13 protein-coding genes are annotated in these 16,135 nt (G+C 54.0%); 5 read left to right on the top strand and 8 right to left on the bottom strand.

The features are described 5' to 3' along the window. The first annotated feature begins 57 nt into the window (after window positions 1–57). Entirely contained in the window at window positions 58–1,113 is a 1,056-nt protein-coding gene (gene degS / locus ACQE3Y_RS17110; protein ID WP_426974862.1) for an outer membrane-stress sensor serine endopeptidase DegS, read from the top strand. A gap of 99 nt (window positions 1,114–1,212) precedes the next feature. Here the strand turns inward: degS and mdh are convergent, their stop codons facing one another. Further along, window positions 1,213–2,148 carry a malate dehydrogenase gene (mdh, locus tag ACQE3Y_RS17105; protein ID WP_426974863.1) on the bottom strand — a complete coding sequence of 312 codons (936 nt, stop codon included), beginning with the start codon at window positions 2,146–2,148 and terminating at the stop codon, window positions 1,213–1,215. Window positions 2,149–2,588: 440 nt separating this feature from the next. Between mdh and argR the strand changes: the two genes are divergently transcribed. The 3 genes from argR (at window position 2,589) to yhcN (ACQE3Y_RS17090) (ending at window position 4,220) form a co-directional block, all read left to right on the top strand. Then, entirely contained in the window at window positions 2,589–3,059 is a 471-nt protein-coding gene (gene argR / locus ACQE3Y_RS17100) for a transcriptional regulator ArgR (RefSeq protein WP_250651589.1), read from the top strand. Between the two features lie 509 nt (window positions 3,060–3,568). Continuing rightward, window positions 3,569–3,832: a peroxide/acid stress response protein YhcN gene (gene yhcN, locus ACQE3Y_RS17095; RefSeq protein ID WP_085068369.1), complete on the top strand. Its 264-nt coding sequence runs from the start codon at window positions 3,569–3,571 to the stop codon at window positions 3,830–3,832. Between the two features lie 118 nt (window positions 3,833–3,950). Continuing rightward, window positions 3,951–4,220 (top strand): peroxide/acid stress response protein YhcN, encoded by a 270-nt coding sequence (yhcN, locus tag ACQE3Y_RS17090; RefSeq protein WP_426974864.1) that lies wholly within the window; start codon window positions 3,951–3,953, stop codon window positions 4,218–4,220. Between the two features lie 152 nt (window positions 4,221–4,372). Here the strand turns inward: yhcN (ACQE3Y_RS17090) and ACQE3Y_RS17085 are convergent, their stop codons facing one another. From ACQE3Y_RS17085 to aaeX, 5 genes are all read right to left on the bottom strand, one after another. Next, window positions 4,373–4,660 (bottom strand): barstar family protein, encoded by a 288-nt coding sequence (locus ACQE3Y_RS17085; protein ID WP_426974865.1) that lies wholly within the window; start codon window positions 4,658–4,660, stop codon window positions 4,373–4,375. 47 nt (window positions 4,661–4,707) lie between these two features. Continuing rightward, window positions 4,708–6,159 carry an NAD-dependent succinate-semialdehyde dehydrogenase gene (locus ACQE3Y_RS17080; RefSeq protein ID WP_426982147.1) on the bottom strand — a complete coding sequence of 484 codons (1,452 nt, stop codon included), beginning with the start codon at window positions 6,157–6,159 and terminating at the stop codon, window positions 4,708–4,710. 131 nt (window positions 6,160–6,290) lie between these two features. Continuing rightward, entirely contained in the window at window positions 6,291–8,255 is a 1,965-nt protein-coding gene (gene aaeB / locus ACQE3Y_RS17075) for a p-hydroxybenzoic acid efflux pump subunit AaeB (RefSeq protein WP_426974867.1), read from the bottom strand. A gap of 11 nt (window positions 8,256–8,266) precedes the next feature. Next, the gene (gene aaeA, locus ACQE3Y_RS17070) at window positions 8,267–9,199 is read right to left on the bottom strand and encodes a p-hydroxybenzoic acid efflux pump subunit AaeA (RefSeq protein WP_250651584.1); all 933 of its coding nucleotides are present in this window, start codon (window positions 9,197–9,199) and stop codon (window positions 8,267–8,269) included. Between the two features lie 8 nt (window positions 9,200–9,207). Then, window positions 9,208–9,411 carry a p-hydroxybenzoic acid efflux pump operon protein AaeX gene (gene aaeX, locus ACQE3Y_RS17065; RefSeq protein ID WP_085068381.1) on the bottom strand — a complete coding sequence of 68 codons (204 nt, stop codon included), beginning with the start codon at window positions 9,409–9,411 and terminating at the stop codon, window positions 9,208–9,210. Between the two features lie 271 nt (window positions 9,412–9,682). Between aaeX and aaeR the strand changes: the two genes are divergently transcribed. Continuing rightward, a complete protein-coding gene (aaeR, locus tag ACQE3Y_RS17060) occupies window positions 9,683–10,603 on the top strand; it encodes an HTH-type transcriptional activator AaeR (protein ID WP_426974868.1) in 921 nt (306 codons plus the stop codon). A 33-nt stretch (window positions 10,604–10,636) separates the two neighbouring features. Here aaeR and tldD read toward each other — a convergent pair whose 3' ends face one another. Together tldD and yhdP are read right to left on the bottom strand one after the other, a co-directional pair. Beyond that, entirely contained in the window at window positions 10,637–12,082 is a 1,446-nt protein-coding gene (tldD, locus tag ACQE3Y_RS17055) for a metalloprotease TldD (RefSeq protein ID WP_085068385.1), read from the bottom strand. Window positions 12,083–12,146: 64 nt separating this feature from the next. Then, window positions 12,147–15,977 (bottom strand): AsmA2 domain-containing protein YhdP, encoded by a 3,831-nt coding sequence (gene yhdP / locus ACQE3Y_RS17050; RefSeq protein ID WP_426982146.1) that lies wholly within the window; start codon window positions 15,975–15,977, stop codon window positions 12,147–12,149. Window positions 15,978–16,135: the final 158 nt, after the last annotated feature.

The raw sequence follows: 16,135 nt of genomic DNA, 5'->3' as shown, positions 1-16,135 counted from the left end.
GTGTCCGCGCAACTCATGATATTCTGCCCCAGTTCTTTTCCGATATAGCTTAACATCATGTTTCTTAAACTCTTGCGCTCGGTAGTTCTGGGGCTGATCGTCGCAGGTATTTTACTGGCGGTGATGCCCGCGTTGCGCATCGGCAGCAGCCTGCTTTCTGTGCCGGAAAGCAGCGCCGATCAAACGCCATTTAGCTTTAATCAGGGAGTACGCCGCGCCGTTCCGGCCGTGGTAAACGTCTATAACCGCAGCGCGTCGAGCAGTAACGGACGAGGTATTACTACGCTCGGCTCCGGCGTGATAATGAATAATAAAGGTTATATCCTGACCAACCGTCACGTTATCAACGGTGCCGATCAGATTATTGTCGCGTTACAGGACGGACGTTTTATTGAGGCTATGCTGGTTGGCTCTGACAGCCTGACCGATCTGGCGGTACTGAAAATCACCGCCACTAACCTGCCGGTTATTCCCATTAACCCGGAACGCATCGCGCACGTGGGCGATATCGTAATGGCTATCGGCAACCCCTATAACCTTGGGCAAACCGTCACCCAGGGCATTATCAGCGCCACTGGCCGCGTAGGCTTAAGCCCTTCCGGGCGACAAAACTTTCTGCAAACCGATGCTTCGATTAACCGGGGCAACTCTGGCGGCGCGCTTATCAACTCACTGGGCGAGCTGATGGGCATCAATACGCTTTCGTTTGATAAAAGTAACGATGGCGAGACGCCGGAAGGGATCGGCTTTGCAATCCCCACCGCGCTGGCGACAAAAATCATGGATAAGCTTATTCGTGACGGGCGCGTTATTCGCGGCTACATCGGGATTACCGGGCGTGAAGTGCCACCGCTGCATGGACAGAATGCCGGTGTGGATCATATTCAGGGAATTGTAGTGAATACCGTTGCGCCTGAAGGCCCGGCAGCCAAAGCCGGTATTCAGGCGAATGACCTGATTACCAGCGTTAACGGCAAGCCCGCCGTTTCTGCGCAGGAAACCATGGATCAGGTGGCTGAGATACGTCCCGGCTCGGTGATTGATGTGCAGGTTATTCGTAACGATCGGAAACTGACGCTGGAAGTCACCATTCAGGAATATCCGGCGCAATAGCGACGCCGTAACAAGACGCTCGAAGGCTCCTTTTAAAACGGTCTTCTGCTGCGTAATAAAAAAGGGAGCCCTGTGGCTCCCTTTTTAATATCAGTAATATTACTTAACGAACTCTTCGCCCAGCTGAATATCTTTCTTCAGCGTCTCCAGCATGCCTTCCAGCGCTTTTTGCTCAAAGTCGCTCAGTTGGCCAATGGGACGACGCTCAGCCACGCCCTCTTTGCCCAGCAGCAGCGGCTGCGAGAAGAATCGCGCATATTCACCATCGCCCTCAACATAGGCGCACTCTACCACATTGCTTTCACCCTGCAGCGCGCGTACCAGTGACAGACCAAAGCGCGCAGCTGCCTGTCCCATTGACAGCGTAGCGGATCCGCCGCCCGCCTTGGCCTCAACCACTTCCGTACCCGCGTTCTGGATACGTTTGGTCAGATCGGCTACTTCCTGTTCGCTGAAAGAGACGTCTGGCACCTGTGAAAGCAGTGGCAGAATGGTGACGCCGGAGTGTCCACCCACTACCGGTACATTCAGTTCGGTCGGCTGTTTGCCTTTCAGCTCCGCCACGAAAGTGTTTGAGCGGATAATATCCAGCGTAGTCACGCCGAACAGACGATTTTTATCGTAAACGCCGGCTTTTTTCAGCACCTCTGCGGCAATGGCAACGGTGGTGTTTACCGGATTGGTAATGATACCAATCAGCGCTTTAGGAGCGGTTTTAGCCACCTGCTCGATCAGATTGCGTACAATACCGGCATTAACATTAAACAGATCCGAGCGATCCATACCCGGCTTACGTGCCACGCCGGCAGAGATCAATACCACATCGGCGCCCTGCAGCGCAGGCGTTGCATCTTCACCGCTGAAACCTTTGATTTTAACCGGCGTAGGAATGTGGCTTAAATCAACGGCCACACCGGGCGTTACGGGAGCAATATCATACAGAGAGAGTTCTGAACCCGCAGGTAACTGGGTTTTCAGCAGAAGTGCGAGTGCCTGGCCGATACCACCAGCCGCACCGAGAACTGCAACTTTCATCCTAAACTCCTTATTATTGTGAGCATAAAAATGTCGGAATCCAGCGGGGTACTATGCTGGACGACCTGAGAAGTAATAGCGAGGACGTTGTCATCGTTTTACCTGGCCGATAAAGCCAGCAGAAACGGGTGAAAATGACCGCATTACGTACAGGCCTGACACTGGGCGTAACCGGATACAGATAAATTAATCAACAATACCTTACACCGTCCGCGCTTAGCAGAACAACATCAATTTTATAACAATCCCTTCACTTCGTCTGCCATAGCTATGCGCTTCGCGTAAATTTTATCTGCGCCAAAAGTCTGGTAAAATGCGCGCCCACTGCGCGGTAACGGCACTGTTCACCGCAGCGTATTTGCATAAACATTCATTTAAATGCATAATAATGTATTGCCTGCTGGCCGGGCTTCACAGCATTTTTATATTATCGGTAGCCTATGCGTAACCCATCGAAACAAGAAGATCTGATTAAAGCATTCAAGGCTTTATTGAAAGAGGAAAAATTCAGCTCGCAGGGTGAAATTGTGACAGCCCTGCAGGATGAAGGCTTCGACAATATCAACCAGTCGAAAGTCTCCCGTATGCTGACCAAGTTTGGTGCGGTGCGTACCCGTAACGCGAAGATGGAAATGGTTTACTGTCTGCCAGCCGAACTGGGGGTGCCCACCACAACCTCTCCGCTTAAAAACCTGGTGCTGGATATTGATTACAATGATGCGCTGGTGGTGATTCATACCAGTCCCGGCGCAGCACAGTTGATTGCCCGCCTGTTGGACTCATTAGGCAAAGCGGAAGGGATCCTTGGTACGATTGCAGGCGACGACACCATTTTTATCACGCCAGCGCGCGCCTTTACCGTGAAACAACTTTATGAAGCTATCCTGAATCTGTTTGAACAGGAACTGTAAGCAAAGCGGGATCGCTGGCTGTTAGTGGGCGATCCTGTTTTCTGTTAATTCAGTATGATTGCTTTTTGCGCATATTATCCTCTACCCGTTCTTCTCCTTCTTCCTGCCTTACTGTGTTTCAAAACGCCACTCTCAACGTTAAATGGAATAAGAGCGCCTTTTTTTATTGGCTGTTATATCAACATATTCGCATATCGTGCTGCCTGCATTACCACCAGGCAGGAGATGTGACCATCTAAGCATGTTTACTGGTTGATTCGACCAAAAAGCAAAGCACAAATAGATAAAGCCACTTATCACACTGTTTTAATTAAAAAATAACCAATTCTGCGCAATAAATAGCCTTTGTATATAACTCTTGGTTATAAAAAAAGCGTCATTAGCTAAAGCGTAACAACAAAACATTATTAGCAGAATATTAATTTCATGCGTTATTAGATCTATACTTGTTTTCGTGATGTGGATCACAGAGCAAACAAAGACAAAAATAGAAGACGAGGAACAGATCAATGAACATTAAAACTATCATCGCAACCGTAGGACTTGCTTCTACTCTCTCATTCAGCGCTTTTGCAGCAGAATCTATCAACGCCGATCAGGCACAAAACCTGCAGCCAATTGGTACGGTAAGCATCAGCGGCATTGCAGGTACGCCGATGGATATCCATCAGGCGCTGCAGGCAAAAGCTGAGCGTCAGGGTGCCAGCGCTTATCGCATTATCGAAGCGCGTAACAACGATAACTATCACGTTACTGCTGAGCTGTATAAATAAGCGCAACGTGACTGCCGGGTGCACCGGTTTAATGCATGAACGACTCAGGCAGCCTCAGAAATAATAATCGCTATCAAGCCATCCCGGCTGCCGTAACATCAATATTCAGGAGTAAGAAATGAAAACTACATTTACCTTTGCTGCTTTAGGTCTGGCTTCCGTGCTTTCATTTGGCGCAGCTGCAGCCGATCTGGTTACTCAGCAAGACGTTGCCAGCCAGAATCTGCAACCCATCGGCACCATTTCCGTAAGCGGTATTGATGCCAGCCCAACCGCCATTCGTCAGCATCTGTCGCAGAAAGCAGACAAAGAAGGCGCTTCTGCCTATCGCGTTGTTGAGGCTTATACCAACGGTAACTACCACGCCACCGCTGAAATCTACAAATAATTACCGGGCCGACGGCCTGAACATGATATCCCGTCAAATACCTGAATTATTAGCGGGTCTGACAGGCTGAACGTGACATTTAATAAAGCGCTATCAGTCATTCCTCGTCAGCTGTTTGACGAACCCCTTGGCCCTGCTGTTTAGGGCCTTTTTTATTGGTTTTTTCTCGTCTGACGGACATTAAAGCGAAGCTGACCTTCCAGCTCCTCTTCTGCTTCATCGAACAGCAAAATCAGCGCGCCATAGCGGCGTTTTTGCCCGGCTCCTAAATGAATAAACTCTATTTCTAGCGGTAATGGCAGTTGCGATTGCGTAACGGCATCCCATAATGAATCCAGATCAACAATTAACCGATCGTTAAGCGCAAAGCGTTCGCTAAACTGACGATAAAAATGCGCCTGATCGACGATCTCATTAAAGTCAAAAATCTCTTTCTTCATGCCGGTTGCTCCTTACCAGGATATTGGGCGCCACGCGCCCAATCTGCTTACAGGCCACCAATATGCAGGGCTTTTACTTCCAGATATTCTTCCATACCTAATACCGAGCCTTCACGTCCCAGACCGGACTCTTTTACGCCACCGAAAGGTGCCAGTTCGGTTGATACTGCACACTCATTGATACCGATCATGCCGCTTTCCAGCGCGGAAGAGACGCGAAAGATCCGTTGCAGGTTTTGCGTATAAAAATAGGCTGCAAGGCCATATTCCGTGGCGTTTGCCCGACGGATAACCTCATCTTCATCAGTAAAACGAAAACAGGCTGCTACCGGGCCAAAAGTCTCCTCATGCGCTAACTTCATCTCTTCACTGGCCTCGGCGATAACCGTGGGCTGCCAGAAATTACCGCCTAATGCATGCCGTGCGCCGCCGGTCACGATACGTCCGCCCTTCGCCTGCGCATCTTTTACATGCTCCTCAACTTTTTCTACCGCAGCATGGTTGATTAACGGGCCAACCACTACGCCCTCCTCCATACCGTTGCCGACCCTGAGTTTGTTAACTTCCTCTGCCAGCCGCTCAACAAAGCGCTCATAAACCGCATCGTGAATAAAAAAGCGATTCACGCTAACGCAAACCTGGCCGGCATTACGGAATTTATTGGCGAGCGCCCCTTTAACCGCAGCCTCAATATCCGCATCCTCAAACACGATATAAGGCGCATTGCCGCCCAGCTCCATAGAAATTTTTTTCATGGTTTCTGCAGCGTTACGCATCAGGGTTTTGCCTACGGCCGTGGAGCCGGTAAAGGAGATTTTACGCACCGCGCCGCTGGCCATAATGGCATCGCTGATGGCATGGGTATCCCCAGCAACGCCGTTCAGCACGCCATCGGGTACGCCCGCCTTTTGCGCCAGCGCCAGCAGCGCAAAGGCGGAAAGCGGCGTATTGTTGGCAGGCTTGATAATGCCGGTGCAGCCTGCTGCCAGCGCAGGGCCCAGCTTACGCGTCAGCATCGCCATTGGAAAATTCCATGGCGTAATGGCCGCTACCACGCCTACCGGTTCCCGCGTGACCAGTATGCGCGCGCCGCTTTTGGCCGGTGGAATGATTTCGCCATTGGCGCGTTTGGCCTGCTCGGCAAACCACTGAATAAAGCTGGCGGCATACTCCACTTCACCTTCAGCCTCTTTCAATGGTTTCCCCTGTTCAGCGGTCATCAGCTGTCCCAGCCAGCTTTTATTCTCGATAATCAGCTGATACCAGCGATAAAGAATCTCCGATCGCTGTTTCGCGGTCAGGGCACGCCAGGCGGGAAAAGCTTGCTCGGCTGCAGCAATCGCCTGTTCGGTTTCGCGCTTGCCGCCTTTAGCTACGCGCGCGATCGCCTCGCCGGTAGCCGGATTCAGCACCTCAAAGGTTTCGCTCAGGGTTTGCCACTGGCCGTTAATCAGACAGCCCGTCTGGAAAAGTTCATGATCTTGCAGGGAATGGGTCATTTTACGCTCCTGTTTTTACTGTCCCGTTGTGCCAAGTATAGTTGGCAAAGCGTGGGCCTTCGGTTTCAGCACGGCAGGAAAACAGGGAGAACGGGCGCAAAGGCCGGTGCCTGAGGGCACCGACGGCAGGATTAAATATTGATCAGGGTGTTCTGATATTTTTTCAGCATATCGGCCAGGCGCTTAACCGGCTCGGTAACGCTTAGCGGCGCCTGATAGTGCTGGAGCTTTTCCTGATAGGTATCAAACTCGCGCAGTAGCTTATGATAATAATAACGTCGCTTGTCATCGCTACGTGAAGCTATCACCCGGTCAGCGGTATAACGCAGCTGCTTATGAAACGCCGAGAGATCGGCGTTCACCGGGATCTCCGCATTCCGCAAGCGCTGATGACCAATAATCAAAGTCAGCGCCAGACGGTACTTATCAATATCGCCGGGAAACAGATTCAACAGCAAAAACAGCTGTTGATAAAGCGCAGGCAGATGGTTCTCTTTACGTCGCGCCTGATTGGTCGTCAGAGCCGATACTGCTGCATACATAAAGCGATTCAGCAAGGTGCGTCCAGTGCGGGCGCGTGAGTTGTCGCGAATAATCAGGATCACCATCAGCGCCACAAAACAGCCGATAACCTGACCCAGCGCGCTATCAAGGAAGGAGTTTACTGAGAACGTCATAGGGTTATCCAGCACCACAATATTCAGCGTGCCGACAAACGCACCGAGCGTACCCAACTGCCGCCGCTGGATAAAGATACCGGCGACAAACGCTAACGTACCGAGCGCGATACAGAGCAGCAGCATACTCTGCTGCGTAGAGGGCATAATCACCATAAAATAGAGCGCGCCCAGCGGTACCGCCACCGTCATCCCGTAAAGAAAGTCTTTCGCCATCATCAGCGGATTCGGCGCACGCATCGCCAGCGCGGTAATCACCGCCAGCATCAGCATACAGCCGCTGCCGGACGTCCAGCCGCTATAGAGCCAGAAGAGCGTCCCCAGCGCCGTAGCAACAAAAGTACGGATGCCGTTAATCATCGCATGATGGGTTTCCGCTGAGCGCGCACGCACCACTTCCACTTCGTGGCTCAGCAGAGCTTCTTCCTGCTGACTCATGCTGCTATTGGTCTGTACGCCCTTTAACAGCATCAAATATTGCGTCGCAGCGCCTACCCAGCTCACCAGCGTCATCGGCGTGCTTTTACTGCCGGATGCGCTTATCACACGTCGCAGATTTTTCAGATGCTTGTGCAGATCGCTGAGGTTGTTGACCTCTTTTTCCAGCAGAACACGATACTGCGGCGGTATAAATTCAGGACGCGAGTTTTGGATCAGGAACGTTTCCGCTGCCTGCGTAATCAATGTCAGCGAAAGCGTGTGCATCCCTTTCAGGCGGCGGTTTGCCCGCTGCCAGCGTGACGACTCCATATTCAGCTGGCTACGCATGCCGTTAAGGGTCGTGGTGCGTCGCACCAGATTGCCCCACGCCTTATCCACCTCTTCTTTATCGCCATGAGCCACGCAGAGCTGCAGCAGGCGGTACTGCTCTAACAGCAGCGTTTCGATCTCTTTATCGATCACCTTCTTGATCGAGCGCGGCGAGAACACCACATCCGCCAAAATTGCTGAGATGATGCCAATAATAATCTCACTGCAGCGTTCTACCGCAAACTGCGGAGCCAGCATTGGCGTGCCGGCAGTTAAATCCACGCTGACCACGATAATCAACGCGGTGTAACCCGCCAGCCCCAGCGCATAAGAGTTTTCTACACGCATTAAAGAGGAAACCCAAACGCAGAACCCGGCCCAGATACAGCAGAGCAGCATCATTACCACCGGCGCGCGAATAGTGGCGATCATAATTACCAACGCCGCCAGACAGCCCAGGAAGGTGCCGATGATACGCAGCATACCGCGGTGACGCAGCGCGCCAGAGTAAGGGTCGCCGCCTGCGGCAAAGGCGGTACCGCCAGCGACGATACCGGCAGTCATCACCGCCCAGCGCGGCGTTTCCAGATTAAAGTGAAAGCCAATCAGTAGCGCGATAAGAATGGCAAAAGTCAGCTTAACCGGAAAGCGTAATCGTTCGAGTTGCATCACGCCCTCGCTTAGCCGAACTCACGCAGGCGATGCAGCAGCCGGGTCAGAGGATTTTCCGGTTTCTGCTCGCGATCTTTCTCGCCGGTGACAACGATGGTGGCCGTGGTGCCTGCAGGATAGAGGTTACCCTGCTGCCGATCGAGGCGGATCTTGACCGGCACGCGCTGCGCCAGACGCACCCACTCCAGATTCGAATCGATGGTAGCCATGCCTTTGCTGTCGACGCTGCTGCTGCTGTTGGTTACGCCAGCCGCCACCGAATCAACCGTACCACGCAGCACGCGATCGCTGCCCAGCGGCGTGATCTCAGCACGATAGCCGGGACGAACGCCTTCCAGCTTGGTCTCTTCCATGTAGGCCATCACGTAGTAGGAGTTCTGTTTTACCAGCGCCACGGAAGTTGTGCCACGCGTGATAAATTCACCGGTAAATACATTGAGGTTGGTAACCCAGCCATTAGCTGGCGCACGGATAACCGTACGTTCCAGATCCAGCTTCGCCAAATCGCGTGAGGCCTGCGCCTTCGCCAACTGATGTTCGGCGGTTTGCAGATCGTTATTGGATTGCTCGATCGCTTCGCGTGACATAGCGATCACGCCCAGCTTGTTGCGGCGGGCCGCTTCACGACGTTTCTCATTAACCAACGCCTGGTAATACTGCACATCCGCATCTGCTTCCGCGAGCGCTTTCTCGAAACGCGGCTGGTCGATGGTAAACAGTACGTCGCCCTTTTTTACCAGTTGGTTATCACGTACGCGCACGTCAGTAATCAGACCGGTGACGTCAGGGGCGATAGCCACCACGTCCGCGGCGAATTTAGCGTCTCGTGTCCAGGGCGATTCGGTATAAAAAGCCCAGGCGCGGAAAACAACCACCACGGCGATAACAACCAGAATCAGGGTAATGGCATAGCGCGCAATTTTTCTTATTAGAGCTTTCACTTAAAACCTCAGACGAACAGACAGGATACTAAATAGAACAGGCAACAATAGAGTGCGGTATTAAACAGCGCCGGATGCCAGACAAAATCATACAAACCAACCGGCTGCAGTACGCGACGTACCAGCCAGAACAGCAAGAGCGAGACAATGATTTCAAAAAATATGGGCGGAAAAGAGAGCCCAAATATGACAATAACCGGTAACACACTCATCTTTTATCCTTGTTGATACGTAACCGGGCCATACCGTGATGCCAGCGCGAAACGGCCTGCAAATACAGGTAGTTTCATATTACGGGTTGATGATGATCGGACGACAGGTACACTGTCAGACGAATATCAGCACCTAAAGCATAGCGTGTACTTAAGTGTCCTGGCACAAAAGGTGAGTCACCAGACGGCAACCCGGCGTCATATAGTAACGCGCCTGACTATAAGTTATCTACATAATGTGATCTAAATCACTTTTAAGCCAGAGTGAATAATGGAACGACTCAAGGGTATGTCGGTTTTTGCCAAAGTGGTTGAATTGGGGTCGTTTACTGCCGCTGCGCGTCAGTTACAGATGAGCGTTTCCTCTATAAGCCAGATTGTCTCTAAACTGGAAGATGAACTGCAGGTTAAATTACTCAATCGCAGCACCCGCAGCCTTGGGCTGACTGAAGCGGGCCGTATTTACTATCAGGGCTGTCGCCGGATGCTGACGGAAGCGCATCAGGTCCATGAACAGCTGTATGCTTTTAATAACTCGCCGATCGGCACGCTGCGCATCGGCAGCTCATCCACCATGGCGCAAAACGTGCTGGCAAATATGACGGCGGAAATGCTGCAGGAATATCCCGGCCTGACGGTGAATCTGGTAACCGGTATTCCGGCACCCGATCTGATTGCCGATGGGCTGGACGTGGTGATCCGGGTCGGAGCCTTACAGGATTCCAGCCTGTTTTCGCGTCGACTGGGCTCAATGCCGATGGTGGTTTGCGCCGCGAAACACTATCTTGAGCAGCACGGTACGCCCGAGAAACCCGCCGATATTGCTAACTTTTCATGGCTGGAATATAGCGTGCGGCCAGACAGCGATTTCGAACTGATTGCGCCGGAAGGGATCAGCACGCATCTTTCGCCGCAGGGGCGCTTTGTTACCAATGACTCACAAACGCTGATCCGCTGGCTGAAGGCAGGCTGCGGCATCGCCTATGTTCCGCTGATGTGGGTGATTGAAGAGATTAAGGCGGGTGAAGTGGAGATTCTGTTTAGTCGCTATCAGTCAGATCCGCGTCCGGTCTATGCCCTTTATACGCAGAAAGATAAGCTGCCGTTGAAAGTACAGGTATGTATTGATTATCTCAGCGCCTGGTTTAAAAAGGTGGCGGAGATCTATCAGGAACATCGCAACAGCGGTTAAATCCCTGGCAGAGAGCCTGCCAGGGAAGATAAATCAGGCGGTGCCGCCTACGGTCAAACGATCCAGTTTCAGCGTTGGCTGGCCGACGCCTACCGGCAGGCTCTGCCCTTCCTTGCCGCATACGCCCACGCCTTTATCCAGCGCCAGATCGTTGCCGACCATGGAAATTTGCTGCATCGCTTCAATACCCGATCCAATCAGCGTCGCGCCTTTTACCGGACGCGTCACTTTTCCTTTCTCGATCAAATAGGCTTCTGAAGTAGAGAAAACAAACTTGCCGGAGGTGATATCCACCTGCCCGCCGCCAAAGTTAGGCGCGTAGAGGCCATACTCCACGCTTTCAATAATTTCCTGCGGCGTCGACTGCCCCGCCAGCATATAGGTATTGGTCATGCGCGGCATCGGCAGATGCGCATAAGATTCACGGCGACCGTTACCGGTGGGCTTAACTCCCATCAGGCGCGCGTTAAGCTTATCCTGCATATAGCCTTTCAATATGCCATTTTCGATCAGCACGTTGTACTGGCCCGGTACGCCTTCATCATCAATGGCTAACGAACCGCGCAGGCCATCCAGCGTACCATCATCTACCACCGTACAGAGTTCAGATGCCACCAGTTTGCCCATCTGCCCACTGAACATAGAGGTGCCGCGTCGGTTGAAATCACCTTCGAGCCCATGCCCGACCGCTTCGTGCAGCAGCACGCCAGGCCAGCCTGCGCCCAGCACCACCGGGATTGAGCCCGCAGGCGCCGCAACGGCGGAGAGGTTAACCAGCGCCATGCGTACCGCTTCGCGCGCCCAGCGCTCGGCCCGCACTTCGCCCGCTTCATCAGCAAGGAAGAAATCATAGCCGGTACGTCCGCCGCCGCCGCTGGAACCGCGCTCGCGTTTGCCATCCTCTTCCACCAGTACGCTGACCGACAGGCGCACCAAAGGACGCACGTCTGCCGCCAGCGTGCCGTCGGTCGCCGCCACCAGCACCAGTTCATATACGCCGGTCAGGCTGGCACTGACTTCCTGCACGCGCTTGTCCGCCATACGCGCCGCGCTATCGACGCGGTGCAGCAGCGCGATTTTTTCTTCGCGCGACAGGCTTTGTAAAGGATCGAAAGCGGGATAAAGCGCCTGATGCGATACCGCAGCCAGCGCCTGCGCCTTGCCGTTGCCCTGCTCACGAACAATGCTGCGAGCAGCCTGCGCGCTTAGCTGCAGCGCGTTCAGAGTAATCTGGTCGGCATAGGCGAAGCCGGTTTTCTCACCGCTAACGGCGCGTACTCCAACGCCCTGATCGATATTCCAGGAACCATCTTTAATGATGCGATCCTCCAGCACCCAGGACTCATGGTAGCTGGACTGGAAATAGAGATCGGCATAATCCAGGCGACGTTCTGAAAGCTGCCCAAGCAGGGTGAACAAATCCTGCTGATTGATGTTGTTCGCAGTTAGCAATTGCTCACTTACCAGATTCAGACTCATCGTTTCTCACTCGTTGTGTGACATTATTGCTATAGCCTGCGGTAATTCCCCTGCGGCGTCAAATTCACTTCGCGCTCTTTTCACGCGGTTTGCGCAACACTTCGTTAATTTCCGGTTTATCGATGGGGCCGCTGATGTGATAACGCAGCAGCGAGATTTTGTTCCACAACGGTCCCAGCACCCTGCTGGCAGCAAAAACCGCTGCGCCGACCACCGGATTGATTACAAACGCGGTCGCAACCCCTACCGATGCTGAAATTTCAGGCGCAACAACGGCTTCCATATTAATCTGCCGCTTCACCAGATCCAGCTTGCCCTGCATGGCGATATCCGCTTCCAGTCCATCTACCAGCAGATTGTCGGTTTGCATCACGCCATCTTTGATCCATGCCGTGCCGTTAATGGAGTCAAACCAGAACCCCTCGCTAAAGGTATCGCTAAAATCGAGGCGCAATTTGCGCAGCAGTGCGTCGAAGCTCACCAGCCGCAGCAGCTGACCAGCGCGTCCACTGCTGACATCAGCGATTTGCCCTTTGCCAAAATGGGTTTTCAGCACGCCGCTTAGCGACGATTCCGATGGCTGCCAGGGCGCAGCACGCCAGTGCAGATCATAATCGAGCGTGAAAGGCGCATCGCGTAGCGGCGTATTCACGCCAAACCAGTTGGTGGCATTATTGATATTGCTGCCGCTGAGTTTGCCTTTCAGCGAGGTACGCTGTTCGTCGGAGCGGTTAACCCACTCGCCGCTAACGGTCAGGCGCGAGCTGCCGGTATCCACCAGCCCGTTGGTCAGCATTAGCGTGTCCTTCTGCGGCGTCAGGTATGCCTGGATGCGTCCGAACTTTTGTCCGCGCAGCCAGCAATCGTCACAGTTGATTTGCAGCGCTGGCCAGCCGGCAAAGTTAATTGTGCTGCTTTCCTGCGGCTGAGCGGGCGAGGCCTCTTCGCTGCCGCTTTGCCATTCCGGGTTGTAATAAAGCCAGCCAAGATGCGCGCGCCATGGCCCACTGGCAGGAATATCTAACTTGCCGTTGACTTCACGGCTCTGCGCCTCGACCTGCATTCCCCCGGCCATTAGCTGGCGCAGCGTAATCTGCGTATCGCGCCACTGCTGTCCTGCCAGCTCGAGAGCGGGCGTACTCAGCGTGATATCGCCAGGCAATTGGTAACCGGTTATCGCACTGCCGCCGCCGGTTTTTGAGGTGGCTTTCTGCGTTCCGCCATCGGCCATCAGCAGTTTCAGCCAACTGTCGCCGTCCAGCGGCGGTAGATGCAGCACCATACCGCGCGTATTCGGCAAGGCTGGCGTGCTTTTCGCCTCGTTCAGCCAGATACCGCGATCGAGACGCAGCTGTTTACCAATCAACCAGCGGCTGTTAAAGCGCTGCTGATCACCTGCTACGCCCTGTAAGTCAAAGTGCTGCAGATCGCCGCTTGCCGTTATCTTTATCGGCAGCGCTTCGCCGCGCTTTTTTGCCAGCGGAGAGGGTAAGTTACTGCTTACATTCTTCAGGTCGCCAGCAAGATCAATTTTATAATTCGCTCCGCCCTTATTTGGCAACGTGATAGCCACATCGCCCTGCCAGGGAAGCGTGCCCCTCAGCTGCTGGCTTACGCCTGCGGGCAGTGGCGCAAGTTTATTAACCTGCCACTCAGCCGCCAGACTAACGCCAATTTGATAATCCTGCGGCCGCTCTTCGGTATGAAAATTAACGCTGACCGGCTGCCCAAACCAGTTGGCCCGCAGCGTATCGCTGCGCAGGTTACCATTATCGTAGGTAAAGCTGCCGTTAAGTGCGGTAAGACGACTATTCAGCGGGGCAATAAGCAGCGTGTTATTCGCCAGCTGCACATCACCGCGCGCATGAACCTGCTCGCCATCCAGCGGAATATCCAGCTGCAGGTGTCCGCCGGTTTCTCCGCCCAGCTGCAGTTCATCCAGCGCGGCACCCAGCGAAGATCGCAGCGGCGTCTGGTTAAAGTAATCGCGGATGTCAGCCGCCTCGCCGCGCAGATCGCCATTAACGATCAGCTGCTCTTTCAGGTAATCCGGTATCACAGCGCTGACGTTGTTTGCCTGAACCTTGCCGAGCATCGCCTGCTTCGCCGTCATCCACAGGCCATCGTTAACAAAATCGAGATCGATATCCAGGTTCTCAAGCGCCGGCCAGCCGGGCTGAAAAGCGTAGCTTGCGCGACGCAGCGGCACAGAGACTTCAAACATGCCTTCGTTATGGCGGAAAGGGAACAGCTTCGGGTTGCCGGCAAACAGTAATGTGGCGTTAGCGGCCTGCCCGCCTTTAATCGCCTCGCTGAGATAGTCGGTTAAGTGAGTGCCCATCAGCGGTTCAGGGAAGTAACGCCAGGCGTCGCCGGCATCGGTGACATGGATCCCGGCCAGAATATCGAGGCGCGGCGGCAGCCCGGTGCCCTGACGGTAGCTGAAATCCCCTTTGGCCCACAGCGAGCGCGCCTGCACATCAAGATTTTTGCCCTGCAGCGCCAGCGCATTTTTACTTTGCTGCCAGCTCAGGGTGCCGGTGGCGCTTTTGATCTCCAGTGGCGCCCGAAACATGGTGCCGTAAGGCATTACCGCGTCCTTGATGCCAATATCCAGCCGACCATCCGCCAGGCTACCGCTCAGTGTGCCGGTAACATGCTGCGCGCCCGGCAGCAGCTGCCAGTGTTGCCAGCTTAAATCGCGCCAGCGCGCCTGAAAGCGACTTTGATCCGGCTGCTGCAACGGAATATCCAGCGCCAGCGCATCAATTTGCCCGTGCGGCTGCAGGGTGCGCCAGTTCTCCAGCATCTGTGGCGACAGGCGGGAGAATAACGGAATTAGCGGCGCCAGCCGCTGGAGATTAAGCCCGGTGGCGCGTACGCGCAGCTCTTCCACGCTTTGCGGCTCCGGGCCGATAGCATGCTGCGACAGCCATGCCAGAGAAAAGTGCCCTTTTGGCCAGGGCTGGCCATCGGTGCGTAAGCTGTTTTGCGGCACGGTTACCGTCCAGCCGCTGCGCCAGCGCGCCAGATGCATCGTCAGGTTATCTACCTCCAGCCGATGCGGTTGCTTATCGCCCTGCCAGCGTGCACCGCCCTGTTTCAGCCAGACATCGCCATCATACACTTCGCCCTCTCTCAGGCTAAGCCAGGCGGCCAGGCTAAAACGTGCGCTCTGAAGCGTGGTGTTATCGCGCATCCACTGCCCCAGCCAGGGTTTAACATCCACGTCGTCCGCCTGTAGCCAGATGCGTCCGTCATTCAACAGACCATTCTCATCATGCAGATCTAAGCGTACCTGTACCACGCCATGCTGGCCGGTAAAGCTGGAGAGGCTGACTTCTCCTTCCGCCCGATGGCGTGCTTTTTCATTCAGCCAGCTCAGCCGTGGGATCGCCAGCTCGGCGCGCTGCCCGGAAAGCGTTTGAAAACGAATACGGCTATCGCGCAGATCAAAATGGTCGAACTGACGCAGGAACAGATCATTGATCTGACCCGCTTTTAGCGTGTGATTATTTTTATCATTGCTGATGAGCGGCGAACGGCTATCGAGGTCGAGCTGCCAGAAAGTCAGCTCACGAAACTGCCAGCGGGCGTGCAACAGGGACTGCCAGACATCCAGCGCCAGCGTCACGCGGCCAATATCCAGCGAACCGCCATCAGGCAGGGAAACGGCCAACTGGCGCACATCCAGCGTCGGGCCGAAGTTTTCCCAGCGCCCCTGCAATGAGGCAGCATCAATTTTTAAACCGGTCGCGGAGGAAACGGCGTCAAGCAGCGCGCTGCGATGATGATTTAACTGCGGCATCACCAGCCGCAAGCCACTGACCAGTAGCGCAACGATAACGATTACCGCAGCGCCTGTAAGTAACAGGATCCTGGGCAGTTGCCTCACACTCCTCTCCTTGTCTTGCGCAAACTGTACGGATGAATAAGCTGGTTCATATTCCCGAACGTGCCGTTGCAGCAGCCAGGGAGAATCAGGTCAGCAGAGTTTACCTGAAACAGAGGCGCATTTTTAGCGCTTGACCGGAGTGAAATCTTCAAATACAG

It is taken from the genome of Pantoea sp. FN0305 (assembly GCF_050113845.1).
Lineage (GTDB): Bacteria > Pseudomonadota > Gammaproteobacteria > Enterobacterales > Enterobacteriaceae > Mixta > Mixta alhagi.
Note: the sequence above shows the minus strand (reverse complement) of the source record. Positions and strands in the feature narration are given on the sequence as shown.

Coding starts and splice junctions, on each gene's coding strand:
- degS (WP_426974862.1), top strand. CDS start 58: ATGTTTCTTAAACTCTTGCGCTCGGTAGTTCTGGGGCTGATCGTCGCA.
- mdh (WP_426974863.1), bottom strand. CDS start 2,148: ATGAAAGTTGCAGTTCTCGGTGCGGCTGGTGGTATCGGCCAGGCACTC.
- argR (WP_250651589.1), top strand. CDS start 2,589: ATGCGTAACCCATCGAAACAAGAAGATCTGATTAAAGCATTCAAGGCT.
- yhcN (WP_085068369.1), top strand. CDS start 3,569: ATGAACATTAAAACTATCATCGCAACCGTAGGACTTGCTTCTACTCTC.
- yhcN (WP_426974864.1), top strand. CDS start 3,951: ATGAAAACTACATTTACCTTTGCTGCTTTAGGTCTGGCTTCCGTGCTT.
- ACQE3Y_RS17085 (WP_426974865.1), bottom strand. CDS start 4,660: ATGAAGAAAGAGATTTTTGACTTTAATGAGATCGTCGATCAGGCGCAT.
- ACQE3Y_RS17080 (WP_426982147.1), bottom strand. CDS start 6,159: ATGACCCATTCCCTGCAAGATCATGAACTTTTCCAGACGGGCTGTCTG.
- aaeB (WP_426974867.1), bottom strand. CDS start 8,255: ATGCAACTCGAACGATTACGCTTTCCGGTTAAGCTGACTTTTGCCATT.
- aaeX (WP_085068381.1), bottom strand. CDS start 9,411: ATGAGTGTGTTACCGGTTATTGTCATATTTGGGCTCTCTTTTCCGCCC.
- aaeR (WP_426974868.1), top strand. CDS start 9,683: ATGGAACGACTCAAGGGTATGTCGGTTTTTGCCAAAGTGGTTGAATTG.
- tldD (WP_085068385.1), bottom strand. CDS start 12,082: ATGAGTCTGAATCTGGTAAGTGAGCAATTGCTAACTGCGAACAACATC.